The 14,950-nt window shown below is 64.2% G+C and carries 11 protein-coding genes; 2 read left to right on the top strand and 9 right to left on the bottom strand.

What is annotated here, in order from left to right; all coding sequences use genetic code 11:
- Nucleotides 1-21: 21 nt before the first annotated feature.
- The 4 genes from ACR30Z_RS04580 to ACR30Z_RS04565 form a co-directional block, all read right to left on the bottom strand.
- Nucleotides 22-2,181: an alpha-galactosidase gene (locus tag ACR30Z_RS04580; protein ID WP_434371361.1), complete on the bottom strand. Its 2,160-nt coding sequence runs from the start codon at nucleotides 2,179-2,181 to the stop codon at nucleotides 22-24.
- A 124-nt stretch (nucleotides 2,182-2,305) separates the two neighbouring features.
- The gene (locus ACR30Z_RS04575; protein WP_434371360.1) at nucleotides 2,306-3,670 is read right to left on the bottom strand and encodes an ABC transporter substrate-binding protein; all 1,365 of its coding nucleotides are present in this window, start codon (nucleotides 3,668-3,670) and stop codon (nucleotides 2,306-2,308) included.
- A 73-nt stretch (nucleotides 3,671-3,743) separates the two neighbouring features.
- Entirely contained in the window at nucleotides 3,744-4,670 is a 927-nt protein-coding gene (locus ACR30Z_RS04570) for a carbohydrate ABC transporter permease (protein WP_434371359.1), read from the bottom strand.
- 9 nt (nucleotides 4,671-4,679) lie between these two features.
- Nucleotides 4,680-5,639 carry a carbohydrate ABC transporter permease gene (locus ACR30Z_RS04565; RefSeq protein ID WP_434371358.1) on the bottom strand — a complete coding sequence of 320 codons (960 nt, stop codon included), beginning with the start codon at nucleotides 5,637-5,639 and terminating at the stop codon, nucleotides 4,680-4,682.
- Nucleotides 5,640-5,851: 212 nt separating this feature from the next.
- Between ACR30Z_RS04565 and ACR30Z_RS04560 the strand changes: the two genes are divergently transcribed.
- Nucleotides 5,852-7,051 (top strand): Gfo/Idh/MocA family protein, encoded by a 1,200-nt coding sequence (locus ACR30Z_RS04560; protein WP_434371357.1) that lies wholly within the window; start codon nucleotides 5,852-5,854, stop codon nucleotides 7,049-7,051.
- A gap of 14 nt (nucleotides 7,052-7,065) precedes the next feature.
- On the top strand, nucleotides 7,066-8,085 hold the full coding sequence (locus tag ACR30Z_RS04555) for a LacI family DNA-binding transcriptional regulator (protein ID WP_434371356.1): 1,020 nt from the start codon (nucleotides 7,066-7,068) through the stop codon (nucleotides 8,083-8,085).
- Between the two features lie 98 nt (nucleotides 8,086-8,183).
- On the opposite strand, the gene ACR30Z_RS04550 is transcribed toward ACR30Z_RS04555, so the two are convergent.
- The 5 genes from ACR30Z_RS04550 to ACR30Z_RS04530 all read right to left on the bottom strand — a co-directional run bounded on the left by ACR30Z_RS04550 (nucleotide 8,184) and on the right by ACR30Z_RS04530 (nucleotide 14,766).
- A complete protein-coding gene (locus tag ACR30Z_RS04550; RefSeq protein ID WP_434371392.1) occupies nucleotides 8,184-9,539 on the bottom strand; it encodes an FtsX-like permease family protein in 1,356 nt (451 codons plus the stop codon).
- A gap of 7 nt (nucleotides 9,540-9,546) precedes the next feature.
- Nucleotides 9,547-10,296 (bottom strand): ABC transporter ATP-binding protein, encoded by a 750-nt coding sequence (locus ACR30Z_RS04545; protein ID WP_144653026.1) that lies wholly within the window; start codon nucleotides 10,294-10,296, stop codon nucleotides 9,547-9,549.
- Between the two features lie 87 nt (nucleotides 10,297-10,383).
- Nucleotides 10,384-11,172 (bottom strand): DeoR/GlpR family DNA-binding transcription regulator, encoded by a 789-nt coding sequence (locus tag ACR30Z_RS04540; RefSeq protein WP_144653025.1) that lies wholly within the window; start codon nucleotides 11,170-11,172, stop codon nucleotides 10,384-10,386.
- Nucleotides 11,173-11,337: 165 nt separating this feature from the next.
- Nucleotides 11,338-13,383 carry an acetate--CoA ligase gene (acs, locus tag ACR30Z_RS04535; RefSeq protein ID WP_434371391.1) on the bottom strand — a complete coding sequence of 682 codons (2,046 nt, stop codon included), beginning with the start codon at nucleotides 13,381-13,383 and terminating at the stop codon, nucleotides 11,338-11,340.
- A gap of 1,044 nt (nucleotides 13,384-14,427) precedes the next feature.
- Nucleotides 14,428-14,766 carry a pentapeptide repeat-containing protein gene (locus ACR30Z_RS04530; RefSeq protein WP_434371390.1) on the bottom strand — a complete coding sequence of 113 codons (339 nt, stop codon included), beginning with the start codon at nucleotides 14,764-14,766 and terminating at the stop codon, nucleotides 14,428-14,430.
- Between the last annotated feature and the right edge of the window lie 184 nt (nucleotides 14,767-14,950).

The raw sequence follows: 14,950 nt of genomic DNA, 5'->3' as shown, positions 1-14,950 counted from the left end.
CGCTCGGGATGTGAGAGACGGTCAGAGGGCGGTGAGCCGCAGCAGGATGGCGTGCTCGGGGTGCAGGACGGGCATGGGAAGCCCCACTTCGCCCAGGAAACGTCCGGTAGCCTCTGCCCCGGAAGCCAACCACGGTGCCGGCTTGGCCTCAATGAACGCGTGCCCGTAGTCGGCGTCGCCCGGCGAGGGGAAGATCGCCTCCACACGGTACAAACATGCGGGATCGAGCCCCGGAATGGCCACCCGCCCCACGTGTTCGGCGAAGCCTGTGCGGGTCTTCACCACGGCGAAAAGTGCAGCTGTTTCACCGGGCGCCGAAGTCTCCGCAACTACGCCGTGCACCATCAGCGACTCGTCCGGTACATCGGAGCGCACCATCCGTCCACTGTGGATCAGCCCGCGGTGCTCCTTGTACAAAACGATGAAGCGCTTGAGTTCCTCGCGCTCGGCGCCCTGGACCTCGCGGACATCCCACTCCAAGCCGAAGTGACCGAACAAGGCCGTGATGGCGCGGAATGACAGATCGTGCGTGCGGGCCGTGGTGTGTGAGGTGGTGGGGCCGATGTGGCCGCCCACCAGCTCCGGGGGGACCACCATTCCGGTCCAGCGTTGGATGGTTTGGCGCTCCAGGGCATCGTTGCAATCCGAAGCCCACACCCGGTCGGTCCGTTCCAGGATTCCGAGGTCCACGCGCGCGCCACCGGAGGAGCAGCTCTCGATCTCGACACCCGGGTGGGCCGCGCGGAGGGCATCGAACAATCGGTAGGCGGCCAAGGTCTGCTCATGGACCGAGGCGCGCCCGGCATGACCATGCTCCAGAAGGTCGCGGTTCTGGTCCCATTTAAGGTAGCTGATGGTGTTTTCACGCAGAAGGGTGTCGATCCGGTCGTAGATGTATTGCCACGCTTCCGGGTTGACCAGGTCTATGACGTGCTGCTGCCGCCACTCCAACGGAAGCCGGCCGCCGTCCTTGTACGAAGCAGCGGAAGGGCCAACGATCCACTCGGGATGCGCTCTGGCAACGTCCGAATCAACGTTCACCATTTCCGGTTCCACCCACAGGCCGAACTCCATGCCGCGGGACGTTACGGCGTCGATGAGTGGAGTCAGGCCGTCGGGCCAGATGGTCTCGTCCACGTACCAGTCGCCCAGACCGGCGTTGTCGGATCGACGCCCCCGGAACCAGCCGTCGTCGAGCACGAAACGTTCGACCCCAAGGTCCGCAGCCGACTCGGCCAGTTCGATCAGCGTGTCCAGATCGTGGTCGAAGTAGACCGCTTCCCAGGTGTTGAGGACCACTGGGCGCGGCTTGACCAGATGGTTCGGCCGCGAGCGGAACCAGCTGTAGAACGCCTCCGTGATCCCATCCAAGCCCCGATCTGAATAGGCAGCAAACAGTGCAGGAGTGGTGTAGCTTTCACCCGGCTGCAGCACCACTTCGGCCGGTCCCAGCAACTCCGAGCCACCCACCATCGTGCGGCCGTCGGCTACGTTGTCCGCGAACTGCTCATGATTGCCGCTCCACGCCAGGTGCGTGGCCCAGACCTTGCCGTGACGGTTGCCAAAGCCCGCGGTCCCGGCCGCAAGAAGCAACGACGAATCATGGCCTGTGCGGCCGTGGCGGCCGGTGCGGACCCAGGTTCCTTGCTGGATCGCCCGTCGCTGCGGGTGCCGCTCACGGCACCAGCGCCCCGTCAGGTCCAAAAGTTCGACGGCGTCCGGCGCCACCGGGAGCATGGTGGCCAATTCGTCCACCTGGAACGGCGACGTGCCATCGTTGGTGGCCGTATGCCTGAGTTCCAGAAGCCCGCCCGGATGCAAGGTGAGGTTGCTGGTCACCGTGATGCCGGCGTCGGGGTCCGATTGAAGCACGACGGCGGTGGTGCCGTCCGTCGTCGCACTCACCACGCGAAGGCGTGCTGAGAAATCAAAGCCGGGTACACCGTCGGTGATGCGGTGCCCACGCAGACCGCGGCGGCCCTGCCATGACGAAGATGCCTGAGGGAGGAGCCCGGCAGGAACGTTGGCGTCGATGGAGGACGGCGGGATGGGCTCGTTAAGGATGGACAGGTCCGGCAGGGTCTCGCCCAGGTCTGCTCCCCAGTGGGTTATCTCAGCCTCTCCGCGATGGGTGCTGATCACCAGGCTGGTACCTGCGGAACGGAGATGGAGCGGGTGCATGTTGTTGAGTCACTTTCAGCTGGGGTGGGCTTCGGGCCCTGGACGAAAGAGTTGTGAGGCCCGTTCTGCGCGCCTGAGGGGCGTCAGAGTGCGCAGAGCGGGCCCCACAACGGGAGGGTGGTTATTACTTCGCGAAGAGCGCGTTGACTTGCTCGTTGGCGGCTGTCAGCGAACTGGCCGGGGCCTTGCCGGCGATCACCGCGTCCACAGCTGGTTTCATGATTCCAGCAACCTTGGAGGCGTTGTCCGTGATCGGGAGCATGAAGGTGGTCTTGTCCTTCACATGCTGGGTGAAGGCGCTGACGTCTACGTTCTTGGCCTTGAAGGCGTCTGCGGCCTTCTCGGAGGAAGTGGTGATGGCCGGGAACACGACGGCCTTTGAGGCCACGACGTCCTGGCAAGCGGCGGAGCCAAGGTATTCCACCCACTTGATGGCGGCGTCCTTCTTCTTGGTACCGGCCCACACGGAATCGGCCAGGCCATTGAACATGGAGGCGCGCTTGCCTTCGGGGCCCTGGGGTGTGGGGGCGATGCCGAGGTCGATGCCCTTGTAGCTGGTGTACTGGCCGATCATCCATGAGCCATTGCTGTTGATGGCGGCCTTGCCTGCGCCGAAGCTGTCGGCGGCGTTGGCGCCAACGGTGGTTTCAAGCTTGGGCATGTAGCCCTTCGCGGCGAGCGAGGCCCACCAGTCGATGGTGTCCTGGAGCTTCTTGTCGTCGTAGTTGAAGTGGGTGCCCCACGGGTTCTTGTCTGTGGTGGTCCAGCCAGTGGTGGCGGACAGGTAGCTCCACTGCGTCTGGCCGGCGTTCTCGGCATCGGAGCCCGGCAGGCCCAAGCCGTAAACGGCAACATTGTCCTTGTCGAAGCCGGCTTCGTCGCCGCGTTTGCCGTTCTTATCGACCGTGAGGTGGGCAATTGCCTTCTCGTATGTACCGCCGTCCTGCGCGTTCCAGGTCAGGGAGCCCATCTGTTCCGGGGTGATGCCGGCGTCGGCGGCCATCTTCTGGTTGTAGAACAGTGCCACGGTGTCCCAGTCTTTGGGCAGGCCGTAGCGCTTGCCGTCCTGGCCCACCCAGAGGTCCGCCAGACCCTCGTTGTACTGGGAAAGGTCCACGTTGTCCTTCGTGATGGCGTCATCCAAGGCCACCAGCTGCTTGGTCTTGAGGAAGTCCGGGTACTTGGACAGGTGGTCCGTAAAGACGTCCGGTGCAGTGCCGGAGGCCATGCCGTTGGTGAGCTTGGACCAATAGTCGTCCCAACCGGTCTGGGTGATCTTGACGGTGATGTCCGGGTTGGCTTTGGTGAAGTCGGTGGCGCACTGCTGGTAGGCGGGGAGCTGGTTGGCGTCCCAGAGCCAGTAGTTGATCTCACCCTTGGCAGAGTCTCCGCCAGAGCTGCCTCCGGAGTTTCCGCCCGAGCAGGAGGACAGTGCGAGGACGGCGGCAGCTGCGACGGCGACGGCGCCGATTGCCTTCTTGTTCATCATGGTTGGTCCTTTCAGGACGGGATGGGTGCGTGCCGACATATGCCGGTTTCCGCGTGAGGGGAGGTGGAGAAAGTTATTTGGTGCCGTTAAAGCCGATGGAGTTGACGATCCGTTTGCCGAAGATGGCGAAGAGGATCAGAACGGGCGTGGCGGACACGAGCGTTGCGGCCATAAGCCCGGACCAGTCCGGCGCGCCTTGCGGGGACTGGGATTTGAAGACTCCCAGTCCCACAGTGAGCACCCGGGATTCCTCGGAAGTGCCTACGAGCAGGGGCCAGAAGTATTCGTTCCACTGACCCATGAAGGTCAGCAGCGCCAAGGTCGCGATCGGGGCTGCGGCGTTGGGCATGATGATTTGGAAGAAGATCCGCCAGTGCTTGGCGCCGTCGAGCATTGCAGCTTCTTCAACTTCCCTGGACATGTTCAGGAAGAACTGGCGCATGAAGAAGATCGCGAACGGGGTCATGAAGAGGTATGGCAGCACGAGGCCGAGCATGGAATTCAGCAGGCCCAGGTTCTTGATGAGCAGGAAATTGGGCAAGGCGGTGAAGATCGGCGGAACCAGCATGGTGGCAAGGAACAGGGAGAAGACCGCGTCGCGCCCCTTCCACCGCAGGCGGGAGAAAGCATAGGCGGCCATTGAGCTGAAGAACACCGCACAGGCTGTGGTGATGCCGGAGAAGAGCAGCGAGTTCCACAGGTACTGCCAGAAGCTGATCGAAGCGCCCGAGCCTCCTTCTGCGATGGCTTCGGAGGCACTCTGGAGGCCGAAGACCCGCTTGAACGCGCCCAGGTTGAAGTCGGCCGGGAGCAGGTTGGCGGAGTTCGCGGCGAGGGAGCCGTTGGAGGACAGGGCCGTGCGCAGCACCCAGTAGAAGGGCAGGATGCTGACGGCGATCGCAAGAGTGAGGAGGGTCAGGGCGATGGCGCGGCGCCAGTTGAAGGGGCGGCTGAACGGGCGACGGCGGCCGGTGTTCGTGGGTGAGGTGAAAGTGGTCATGGCGTGTCCTTAGTCCAGGTCCGACTGGTTGCCGCGGAGGAATTTCATCTGGATAAAAGCGACGATGGCGAGGATGAGGAAGAGGATGACGGCCAGGGCGGATCCGTAACCGAAGTCCTGTTCGTTGAAGGCGCGCTGGTAGATGTAGAACTGCAGCACGCGGGTGGCGTTGACGGGACCGCCGGCCGTGGTGACCGCAACGGTGTCGAAAACCTGGAAGGAACCGATCACGGTTACTACCAGGACCAGTACCAGAACGGGTCGCAGCAGCGGGAGGGTGATCCGCCAGAAAGTGTTCATGGCCTTGGAACCGTCGATGCTGGCGGCCTCGTAGACGCTGTTCGGGATGGCCTGGAGTCCGGCGAAGATCAGGAGGGCTGTGTAGCCCATGTGGCGCCAAGTGTTGATGAGTGCTTGGGTGGGGATGGCCCATTGCTCACTGCCGAAGAAGGCTACGCGAGGCAGTCCGGTCCATTCGATGATCTGGTTGATGATGCCGATCTGGTAGTCCAGCATCCAGAACCACAGCAGCGCCGCGATGACGTTAGCCATCAGGTACGGCATCAGGAGCGCGCCGCGGATAAGGGTCGACTTTGCGACGCGGTGCATCAGGATTGCAAGGCCCAGGGCCAACGCCGTCTGAAGGACAATGTTGATCACCACGTATTCCGCCGTGACGCCCAGGGCGTTCCAGAAAAGCGGATCCTTGGCTATGCGTTCGTAGTTCCGTGCGCCGATCCATTCCGGGTCGCCCAGGATGCTGTATTCGGTGAAGCTGAGGTAGATGCCCCTGATGGTGGGGACGAGGTAGAAGAGGATCAATCCGACCATCGCTGGAGCGATGAAGAAGAGCGCGACCTTCAGGTCTCCGATGCCGCGGAATCCGTCGGATGGTTTTCCCCGCTTCCGGGACTTCCGCGGTGCCCTGGCGGAGAGCCCCGGGTCCGGTTGCTTGGTAAGCGTGGTCATCGTCGACCCTTTCGTGGGAGTGATGCTGGTAACAACTGGAGGCGAATCTACACGAGTAGATTTTGACTTGGCAAGAGCTGGCGCAAGATTTTGATGAAAAATGTTCAGAAATGTTGTTTCTGTTGACTCGTGTAGATCGTGATGCGAAACTCGTCCGTACGTGTCATGCGACAAACAAACGGCTGCACCCGTGGCCCCAGGAAAGGTAAACAATGACGTTTTCGATAGGTGTTGTGGGCGCCGGACAGTTCGGCAGCCAGTTCGCCCACCTGTTCAAGCTCCACCCCGGTGTCAGCGAGGTCTACGCAGTGGACGAGCTCCCTGAACGGGCCGCCGCAGTGCGGGAGCGCTGGGGCTTGGATGGCGTCCTCGGCAGCTTTGAGGAACTGCTGGAGTCCGACGTCGATGCTGTCGCCATCTTCACGCAGCGGTGGACTCATGGCCCCTTGGTTGAGCAGGCCCTTCGGGCCGGAAAGCACGTCTACTCAGCGGTTCCCATGGCCATCTCCGAAGAAGAGATCGAGCGCATCATCGAGGCCGTCCGCGAGACGAAACTGGTCTACGCCATGGGCGAGACCAGCTACTACAACCCCGCCACCGTCTTCGCCCGGCAGCAGCACCAGGCCGGCAAATTCGGTCGGATCTTTTACACCGAGGGCGACTACGTCCATGACATGGACCTCGGTTTCTACGAGGCCTACCAGTACAGCGGCGGGGAACGGTGGAAGGAGACCGCCAGCTACCCGCCCATGCTCTATCCGACGCACGCCATCGGCGGCGTCCTGGGTGCTGTTCCGGGCCACGCGGTCAGCGTCAGCTGCATTGGCGTCAAGGATCACCGCGGCGACGGCGTCTTCGACAAAGACGTCAGCATGTTCTCCAATGACTTCTCCAACGCGACGGCACTGTTCGAAATGAACGACGGCGGTGCGATGCGGACCAACGAGATGCGCCGCGTGGGCTACCCCTCGCACATCCGGGAGTCGCGCTTCCGTTTCTTCGGCACCGAAGCCAGCTTTGAGCAACTGGCAACCACCACGGTGTGGCAGGACAAGTCCTCCGTGGAGGACGTATCCGAGCAGGTGGAAACCAAGCCGACCATGTCCGCTGATGATCCATCCCTTGCCGACGTGGCCCCGGAACTGCGCGATGCCTTCATCTCAGGACTGGCACCTGTGCACGACCAGTCACGGCTCCCACAGGAATTCCTGGGAGCGCCCAATGGACACGAGGGCAGCCACCAATTCCTGGTGGACGACTTCGTGACGGCCGTGAACAACCGCAGCCTCCCGCCGGTCAACGCTTGGGTGGCCGCCCGCTTCACCCTTCCCGGAATCATCGCCCACGAGTCTGCCCTCCGCGGCGGTGAGCGTCTTCCCATCCGCGACTTCGGTGATGCTCCTGCCGACTAGCTAGCATTTACCTCATGACGACAACAGCAGTACAAACTCCGCGCGGCCCGGTAACACGCAAAGACGTGGCCCGGTACGCCGGGGTGAGTACCGCCGTCGTGAGCTATGTAGTGAACGGTGGACCCAAGAACGTTGCGCCGGCAACGGAAGCCAAAGTGCGCGATGCCATCCGGATCCTCGGCTACCGCCCCAACGCCGCAGCACGTGCCTTGAAACTGGGCTCCAGCGAAACCATCGGGGTAGTGGTGCCGGACAACACCAACCCCTTCTTCACCCACTTGGCCCATGCCGTGGAGGAGGCTGCATCGGAACTGGGTTACGGGATGGTGCTGACCAACTCGGACGGGAGCCTGACCCGTGAACGCAAGAACATCCGCACGCTGGCCGCACGCCAAGTGGATGGCGTGTTCCTTGCCAGTTGCGTGTTCGACCCCGATGTCACCGAGTTGGAAGCCTCCGAGATCCCCGCTGTTCTGCTGAACAACGCAGGATCGCCGCCGGGTTTCGCCAGCGTCGGTGTGGATCTGGAAGCCGGGGCGCGGGCCGCCGTGGAGCACCTGATCGGGCACGGACACACCAACATTGGCCTGGCGATCGGCACCAACACCGGGAACCAGTTGGACGGCCGCGAGGTGGGGTGGCTGGCCACCCTGCGTGACGCCGGATTGCCTGATGGCCCCATGCTGCACGGCCCCTTCACCCGGCCAGGCGGTTACGAGGTTGGCAAGCGCTTCCTCGCCATGGCCAATCGGCCCACCGCGATCTTTGCCAGCAACGACATGCAGGCCATTGGAATTCTGCGAGCCTTCCATGAAGCAGGGGTCCGGGTGCCTGACGATATGGCATTGGTGTCCTTTGACGGCTCGCTCGATGCCGAATACAGCTGGCCTGCCCTGACCACTGTGGCGCAGCCGGTCCAAGCCATGGCCGAGGCGGCGGTGCGAGCCCTGGTGGGCAAGGACCGCGGAGAGGAACTCCAGCACCACATCCTCCCCACCGAGCTGATCATCCGGCAGTCGTGCGGCTGTAAGTAGCTCCGCCGAGGTGGCATTTGATGACAATGTTTGATGCAAACACTGTCATCAAATGCCACCTCGGCGCGGGCAGTGTGGGGCTGCGCGGGCAGTGGGGGCTACGAGTCCATGCTGGCGTAGCGCTCCGGGCGGGCCAGCACCTGGCCGATCTGCGCGGTGCCGGCCGCAACCGCCAGCCGGACCAGCAGGAAACCGGCCGCGAACACCCCGCCAATGGTCAGGAACACCACAGGCTGGGTCAACAGCACGGCGCCCGTCAGCGGCAGGACGAGGACGGCGGCAGCGGCCGCAGAGACTCCGGCCACCAGGAACAGCGGCGACATCACCGCCTTCACCCGTGCCGCCACCATCAGTTTCCGCGGCATTCCCACCCGGTCCAGGGCCACCAGCGTCGAGGCCCGGTCAAGGACTGCCGCAGCTTGGTTCACTCCGGCTGAGCATGCCACCATCAGGAACGAACCCAGCAGCGTGATCATCACGCCGGTATTGATGTCCCGGACCAGCAAGGCGGTTTCGTCCCCGGCACTGCCTCCCATGGTGTCGGCCACGGCCATGCCCACCCCGACGAAGACACCCACAAAGCTGGTCATCGCGACGCCCCCAACTTGCCGCCACGATTCCTTGGGACTCTCCAACACGGTCCTTGCAGCCAGCAGGTGCTCGGGTTTCTTGGCGCGTTTGAGCTGTGAAGACGCACGCAGCTTCAGGATCCAAGGGCCCATGAGGTTCAGCGCGAGCAGTGCCAAACCGAAGCAGCCACCCATCACCGCGATGATCACAATGAACGCGCCAAAGCTGCTCAGCATCCCCATCGCCACCACTCCGATCACCACCACCACAGCCGCGATGAGTCCACGAACCCAATGCACGCCGTCGGCCGTTTGCCTGGTCCGGACGCCCAAAGGCGTCACCACAACCTTCCGCAGGCCCAACGCCGCGCTCGCCGCGGCAAGGACGCAGACCGCCAGGATGCAGCCCAGGATGGAGGGCACGGACAACCATGCGTGGCTCCCGATCGCCTGGCCACGGAACTGGATCAGCCCCAGGAACGGAGCCATGCAGGCGTACAGTCCCGCCCCCGCCACCGCGCCTACAGCTGCCAGGACGGTGGACTCAATGACGGTCATCCAGACCACTGTTGCGCTGTTCGCGCCCAACAGGCGCAAGGATGCCAAGCGGTCATCACGACGGCGGGCGGCCAGTCGTGCGGCCGAGGCGCCGAGCGTCAGCAGCGGGATGACGAGAAGGACCATCGCGACGACGGCCAGGGCTTGGTAGGTGCCGGCGATGTCGTCTGACCAGGACCAGAAAACCTGTGATCCACCGGCCACGGTGAGGAGCAGCGCGGTGACCGTTCCGAAAGCCAGGATGGGCAGCCCGGCGTCGCGAAGGCCGGTTTCGCGGAGGCTGCTGCCACTACTTCGCGCAAGGTACGGGGTGAGGCGCAGGGCCATGCTGAGGCTAGACATTGAAGGCACCCTTGAAGCTGGTGGTTGCAGGAGCTGGCTGGGCGGGAGCGGCAACCGCGCTGCCGCTGTCGGCCACGATCCGACCATCACGCAGCTCCACCACACGCTGGCATCGGGCCGCCACATTGGGGTCGTGCGTCACCACCAGCAAGGTACGCCCGTTGGCTGCAACGGAGCGAAGCAGCACATCCAACACTTCGTTGGACGTTGCCGAATCCAAGGCGCCCGTGGGCTCATCGGCAAACACAACCCTGGCGCCGGTGACCTGGGCGCGGGCAATGGCAACACGCTGGACCTGCCCGCCGGAGAGCTCGCCCAGCCTGCGCTGTTCCATACCCGCCAGGCCCAGGGCCCCCAGCCACTCGGCTGCGCGGGACTCGGACGTAGCGCGATCGGTGCCGTTCAGCATGAGCGCCAAGGCCACGTTCTCCACGGCCGTCAGCTCCGGCAGGAGCATGCCCTGCTGGAAGACGAAACCGAACTCCTCGCGGCGCAGGCGGGACAGCGCAGCGTCGCCCAAGGTGTCCAAACGCAAAGGCGCCGTGGGAGTGCTGAGGGTGATGGTGCCGGCGTCGGGCCTCAAAATCCCGGCGAGGCAATGCAGAAGGGTGGTCTTGCCGGAACCTGACGGCCCGATGATCGCAATGGATTCACCGGCGTTCGCAATGAAGTCGACGTGGTCCAGGGCGATGCTGCCTGGGTAATGCTTGGTGAGCTGCTGAGCGTGGAGGATGGCGTTCATAGATCCAGCATCCCGAACCGCCCTATCCGGCCGCGTCAGTCCACTGGCTGAACTCCGCGAGCCGGGGTCCACCCAAGGTATGAGAAGTTACGCCCCTGCGATCCTCAGCCTTGCTACGTTCTCGGCCAGCACCCGGCGCGCATCGTCGCCAAGGAGCGAGTCCGTGATGAGCTCGTCGGCCTCTTCCAACTGCGCGATCGAGGCAATGCCCACCACGCCCCACTTGCTGTGATCGGCAAGGACTACGGTGCTCCGCGCAGATGCCATGAAAGCGCGGTCGGTCTCGGCTTCGAGCAGGTTCGGCGTGGTGAAACCAGCCTGCGCGTCCATGCCGTGAACACCCAGGAAGAGGACGTCCAGGTGGAGCTGCTTGAGGGAAGCCGTGGCGATGGGACCCACCAACGCATCCGACGGCGTGCGCTCGCCGCCGATCAGGATCACGGTGGAGCCGAAGCGGGCCGGGCCCGATGAAGCGCCGTGGTGGAACAGGTCCGCGATCCGCACCGAGTTGGTCACCACGGTGATGCGCGGCCCGTTGACGAGTTCCTTGGCCAAGGCCCACGTGGTGGTGCCGGCGCTGAGGCCGATCGCCATGCCTTCCTGGACCATCGTGGCTGCTTCGACGGCGATCGCGTGCTTTTCGTCCGTGAGCTGCGTGGACTTGAGTTCGAAGCCGGGTTCATGGGTGCTCGCATCGCCGGGCAGCTTGGCGCCGCCGTGGATGCGCTCCACACGTCCGGTTTCCTCGAGCGCTTCGATATCGCGGCGCACGGTCATGGGGGAGACGCCCAGCAGTTGCGCGAGGTCCGAGACCCGTACGACGCGTTCGCGCTGGACGGCATCGATGATGGCGGAGTGGCGTGCTGCCTGAAGCATCAGGGCCTTTCTGGGAACCTCGTCAAACGTGGGGCTGAGTCTGGGTCCAGTCTAGGACGCGTGGCTCCCGCAGCGCGGAAGGCAGACGCGGCGGCATCGCCCAAGTGGCTGAACGCACGACGGCGCCGCTCACCCCGGGAGGTGGGCGGCGCCGTTGTGAATTGCCTACTTACGGAGCGATTCGGCGATCTGCTGCATGATGCCGGGGTCTGCCAGGGTGGTGGCGTCGCCGGTGTCGCGGCCTTCTGCGATGTCTTTGAGGAGGCGGCGGACGATCTTGCCGGAACGGGTTTTGGGAAGTTCCGGCACGATCAGCAGCTGCTTGGGCTTGGCGATGGGGCCGATTTCCTTGCCCACGTGGTTCCGCAGTGCCAGGACGGTTTCGTCGCCGTTGTTCACGGCGTCACCGCGGAGGATGACGAACGCGACGACGGCCTGGCCGGTGGTTTCGTCAGCGGCGCCTACGACGGCTGCTTCGGCGACGGACGGGTGGCTGACGAGGGCGGATTCGATTTCGGTGGTGGAGAGGCGGTGGCCGGAGACGTTCATGACGTCGTCCACGCGGCCCAGGAGCCAGACGTCGCCGTCTTCGTCCTTTTTGGCGCCGTCGCCGGCGAAGTACATGGCCTCGAAGCGGGACCAGTAGGTGTCCTTGAACCGTTCCGGGTCGCCCCAAATGCCGCGCAGCATGGAGGGCCACGGTTCGCGGACCACCAGGTAGCCGCCTTCGCCGTTGGCCACGGACTGGCCGTTTTCGTCCACCACGTCCACGGCGATGCCGGGCAGCGGGACCTGGGCCGAGCCGGGCTTGGTGGCGGTCACGCCGGGCAGCGGGGCGATCATCTGCGCACCGGTTTCGGTCTGCCACCAGGTGTCAACGATCGGTGCGGGGTTGTCCTTCTTCTCGCCATTCTTGCCGGCGTTGCCGCCGATGACGTCCCGATACCACATCCATGCTTCGGGGTTGATGGATTCGCCCACGGAGCCGAGGACGCGGATGGAGGAGAGGTCGTACTTGTCCGGGATGTCCCGGCCCCACTTCATGAACGTCCGGATCGCGGTGGGGGCGGTGTAGAGGATGGAGACCTTGTACTTTTCCACGATTTCCCACCAGCGGCCCTGGTGCGGGGAGTCCGGGGTGCCTTCGTACATGACCTGGGTGGCGCCGTTGATGAGCGGTGCGTAGGTGACGTAGGAGTGGCCGGTGACCCATCCGACGTCGGCGGTGCACCAGTACACGTCCGTTTCCGGGTGGAGGTCGAACACGGCCTTGTGGGTGTAGGCGCCCTGGGTGAGGTAGCCGCCGGTGGTGTGCAGGATGCCCTTGGGCTTGCCGGTGGTGCCGGAGGTGTAGAGGATGAACAGCGGGTGCTCGGAGTCATGCCCGACGGCGGTGTGCTCGTTGGATGCCTTGTCGACGGTGTCGGACCACCAGAGATCTCGGCCTTCCACCCAGTTGACGTCCTCGCCGTTGCGCTTGACCACCACGACGTTCTGGACCGTATGACCGGGCTTGGAGAGGGCTTCGTCAACGGCCGGCTTCAATGCACTGGGCTTGCCGCGGCGGTACGTGCCATCGGCGGTGACCACGAGCTTGGCTTCGGCGTCCTCGATGCGGGAACGAAGGGCATCCGCGGAGAAACCACCGAACACCACCGAGTGCACGGCCCCGATCCTGGCGCAAGCAAGGAGCGTGATGACGGCCTCAGGGATCATGGGCAGGTAGACGGCCACGCGGTCGCCCTTGGCCACGCCGAGGGTCTCGAAGGCGTTGGCGGCCTTCTTCACCTCTTCGGTCAGCTGTGCATAGGTGTAGGTGCGGGTATCGCCGGGCTCACCTTCGAAGTAGATGGCAACACGGTCGCCCAAGCCGTTCTCCACGTGCCGGTCCAGTGCGTTGTACGCAGCGTTGATCTCGCCACCGACGAACCACTTGGCGAACGGCGGGTTGGACCAATCCAAGGCTTCCGTAAAGTCCTTGTCCCAGGTCAGCAGCTCCCGCGCCTGCTTGGCCCAGAACGCGGGGCGGTCCGCCTCCGCTTCTCCATAGGCGTCAGCGCTTGTTACCGAGTTCGCGGCGAAGTCTGCCGATGGAGCGAACTTGCGGTTCTCGTGCAGGAGGTTTTCAAGGGCCTCTACGTGCGGGGCCTGTCCGTTGTGAGCCGTTGAAGCTGCAGCGGTGGCCGTGGATCCGGTGGTGTCCTGGGACATGGTGAACCTCATCATTCATCGATCTTTGCTGCGCGGATCCTGCCATCAGGTCCACCCTCGAGCCGTCTTCGAGCGTCGAGCGGGACCAGCCGAAGGTCCGCAGAGTGCTGTCCGCCATCAACACTATCGCTTCGAGAGGTCCTACGTGTGCGTGGTCACAAATGCGGCAGCGAGCGGCGCAGTTTTAGCGCCGAATGGCGGCTGGTGCGCTGGGGAACCGTTTACATGACGACGACGGCGGCACGTGCTGCACCGCTGTTCGCGCTGATGCCCGTGGGCATTCCTGTAAGCGACCTTGGAGTTTGCTGTGGGCGAAGCTGGATGACCGTTTTCAGCTAGAACCCTGTCAGTGGGGTGGCATAGGCTGAAGAAGTCTTGGGACGCATCTTCTGGCGTGTCCGGTTTGGCCGCGGAATCCCGCGGACATCACCGGGCCGGACTGTCCAAGGCGCCGCCGTACGAAGGAGAAATAGATGAACCAGCTGAGCCCAGGCCCGCACGACTCACAACCGACGGGACCGGACACCACGGCTGGAACGGCCGCCGCTCCTGGCGGCAACGCTGCTGGGAATCCTGCGCCGGAAAACATCGCACCCCCCGCCAAGAATGGATCGGTTACCGGTGACACGGCCAGGAACGGTATTGCCAAGTACGACACCGTAGCCGGGCCATTCACTATCCGGGACCTTACTGTCTTCGGCTCCACGCTCCTGATGTTCGTCGCGTCCCTGCTCCCCATGTTCGGAGCGCGCTACAACCTCTGGAACCTTGGAAACCTGTTTTTCCTGTTGCTGGGCATCATCCTCCCGTTGGTGGTGGTGGCGCTCTTCGTCGCCCGCAGATTGCAGCCTGGCACCATCGTCCGCGTCGGGTCACTGTCCGTTGACCAGTTCGCGTCCGTCACGGCTTCCTTCGCTTTCCCACTGTTCTTCCTCACCATTGCCAACTCGTTCAACGGCAGCGTTCTGCTGGGCCTGGTGGGTTCAGTAGGCCTGCTGGCCGCCACGGTCCTGGCGCCGCATCTGCCGTGGCTCTCAGCCGACTTCAAGGGGCGTGCTGAAACGCCGGCCCACGTTGTTGCCCGCGAAGCAGCAGTACCCAGCCGCAAACCGGCTGCTCCCAAAGCCCCCAAAGCTCCCAAACCGACGGGCGGCAGCACGTCTGGTTCGACGTCCGGATACCAGCCACCCGCTGCGGCGGCCGTCCCTGCTTCCTCCAACGCCCCGGGCGGGGGCACACCCGCCGGGCCGAGCCCCTTCGCGCCGCCAGCCACCTATGGAACCGGCACCCCTGGAACTGGCACCCCTGGAACTGGCACCCCCGACAGTGGCACCCCTGGAACTGGCAACACTGGAACTTGGCCGTCGACGGGACCGGAAGCACCCGCCGTCGTGCATTCAGCAGACGCGAAGGCAGCGGGGGAGTCTGTACCTGCAGCTGCTGCCCCTTCCAGGGCCGGTGCCTCGCCCGCGACCCCCACGCCTCAGCGCGAGGAACCAACCAGCGAATCGGACGCAAAGGACCACTCTGCGAAGGCCCCGGCTACGGCTCCTGAGACTGCCACCAC

This window comes from Paenarthrobacter sp. FR1 (assembly GCF_051106045.1).
GTDB lineage: Bacteria > Actinomycetota > Actinomycetes > Actinomycetales > Micrococcaceae > Arthrobacter > Arthrobacter nitroguajacolicus_A.
This window is presented reverse-complemented; position numbering and strand designations above follow the sequence as displayed.

Bases quoted from the DNA above. Each gene is read 5' to 3' on its own strand.
- ACR30Z_RS04580 (WP_434371361.1), bottom strand. From the start codon at position 2,181: ATGCACCCGCTCCATCTCCGTTCCGCAGGTACCAGCCTGGTGATCAGC.
- ACR30Z_RS04565 (WP_434371358.1), bottom strand. From the start codon at position 5,639: ATGACCACGCTTACCAAGCAACCGGACCCGGGGCTCTCCGCCAGGGCA.
- ACR30Z_RS04555 (WP_434371356.1), top strand. From the start codon at position 7,066: ATGACGACAACAGCAGTACAAACTCCGCGCGGCCCGGTAACACGCAAA.
- acs (WP_434371391.1), bottom strand. From the start codon at position 13,383: ATGTCCCAGGACACCACCGGATCCACGGCCACCGCTGCAGCTTCAACG.
- ACR30Z_RS04570 (WP_434371359.1), bottom strand. From the start codon at position 4,670: ATGACCACTTTCACCTCACCCACGAACACCGGCCGCCGTCGCCCGTTC.
- ACR30Z_RS04540 (WP_144653025.1), bottom strand. From the start codon at position 11,172: ATGCTTCAGGCAGCACGCCACTCCGCCATCATCGATGCCGTCCAGCGC.
- ACR30Z_RS04545 (WP_144653026.1), bottom strand. From the start codon at position 10,296: ATGAACGCCATCCTCCACGCTCAGCAGCTCACCAAGCATTACCCAGGC.
- ACR30Z_RS04550 (WP_434371392.1), bottom strand. From the start codon at position 9,539: ATGGCCCTGCGCCTCACCCCGTACCTTGCGCGAAGTAGTGGCAGCAGC.
- ACR30Z_RS04575 (WP_434371360.1), bottom strand. From the start codon at position 3,670: ATGATGAACAAGAAGGCAATCGGCGCCGTCGCCGTCGCAGCTGCCGCC.
- ACR30Z_RS04560 (WP_434371357.1), top strand. From the start codon at position 5,852: ATGACGTTTTCGATAGGTGTTGTGGGCGCCGGACAGTTCGGCAGCCAG.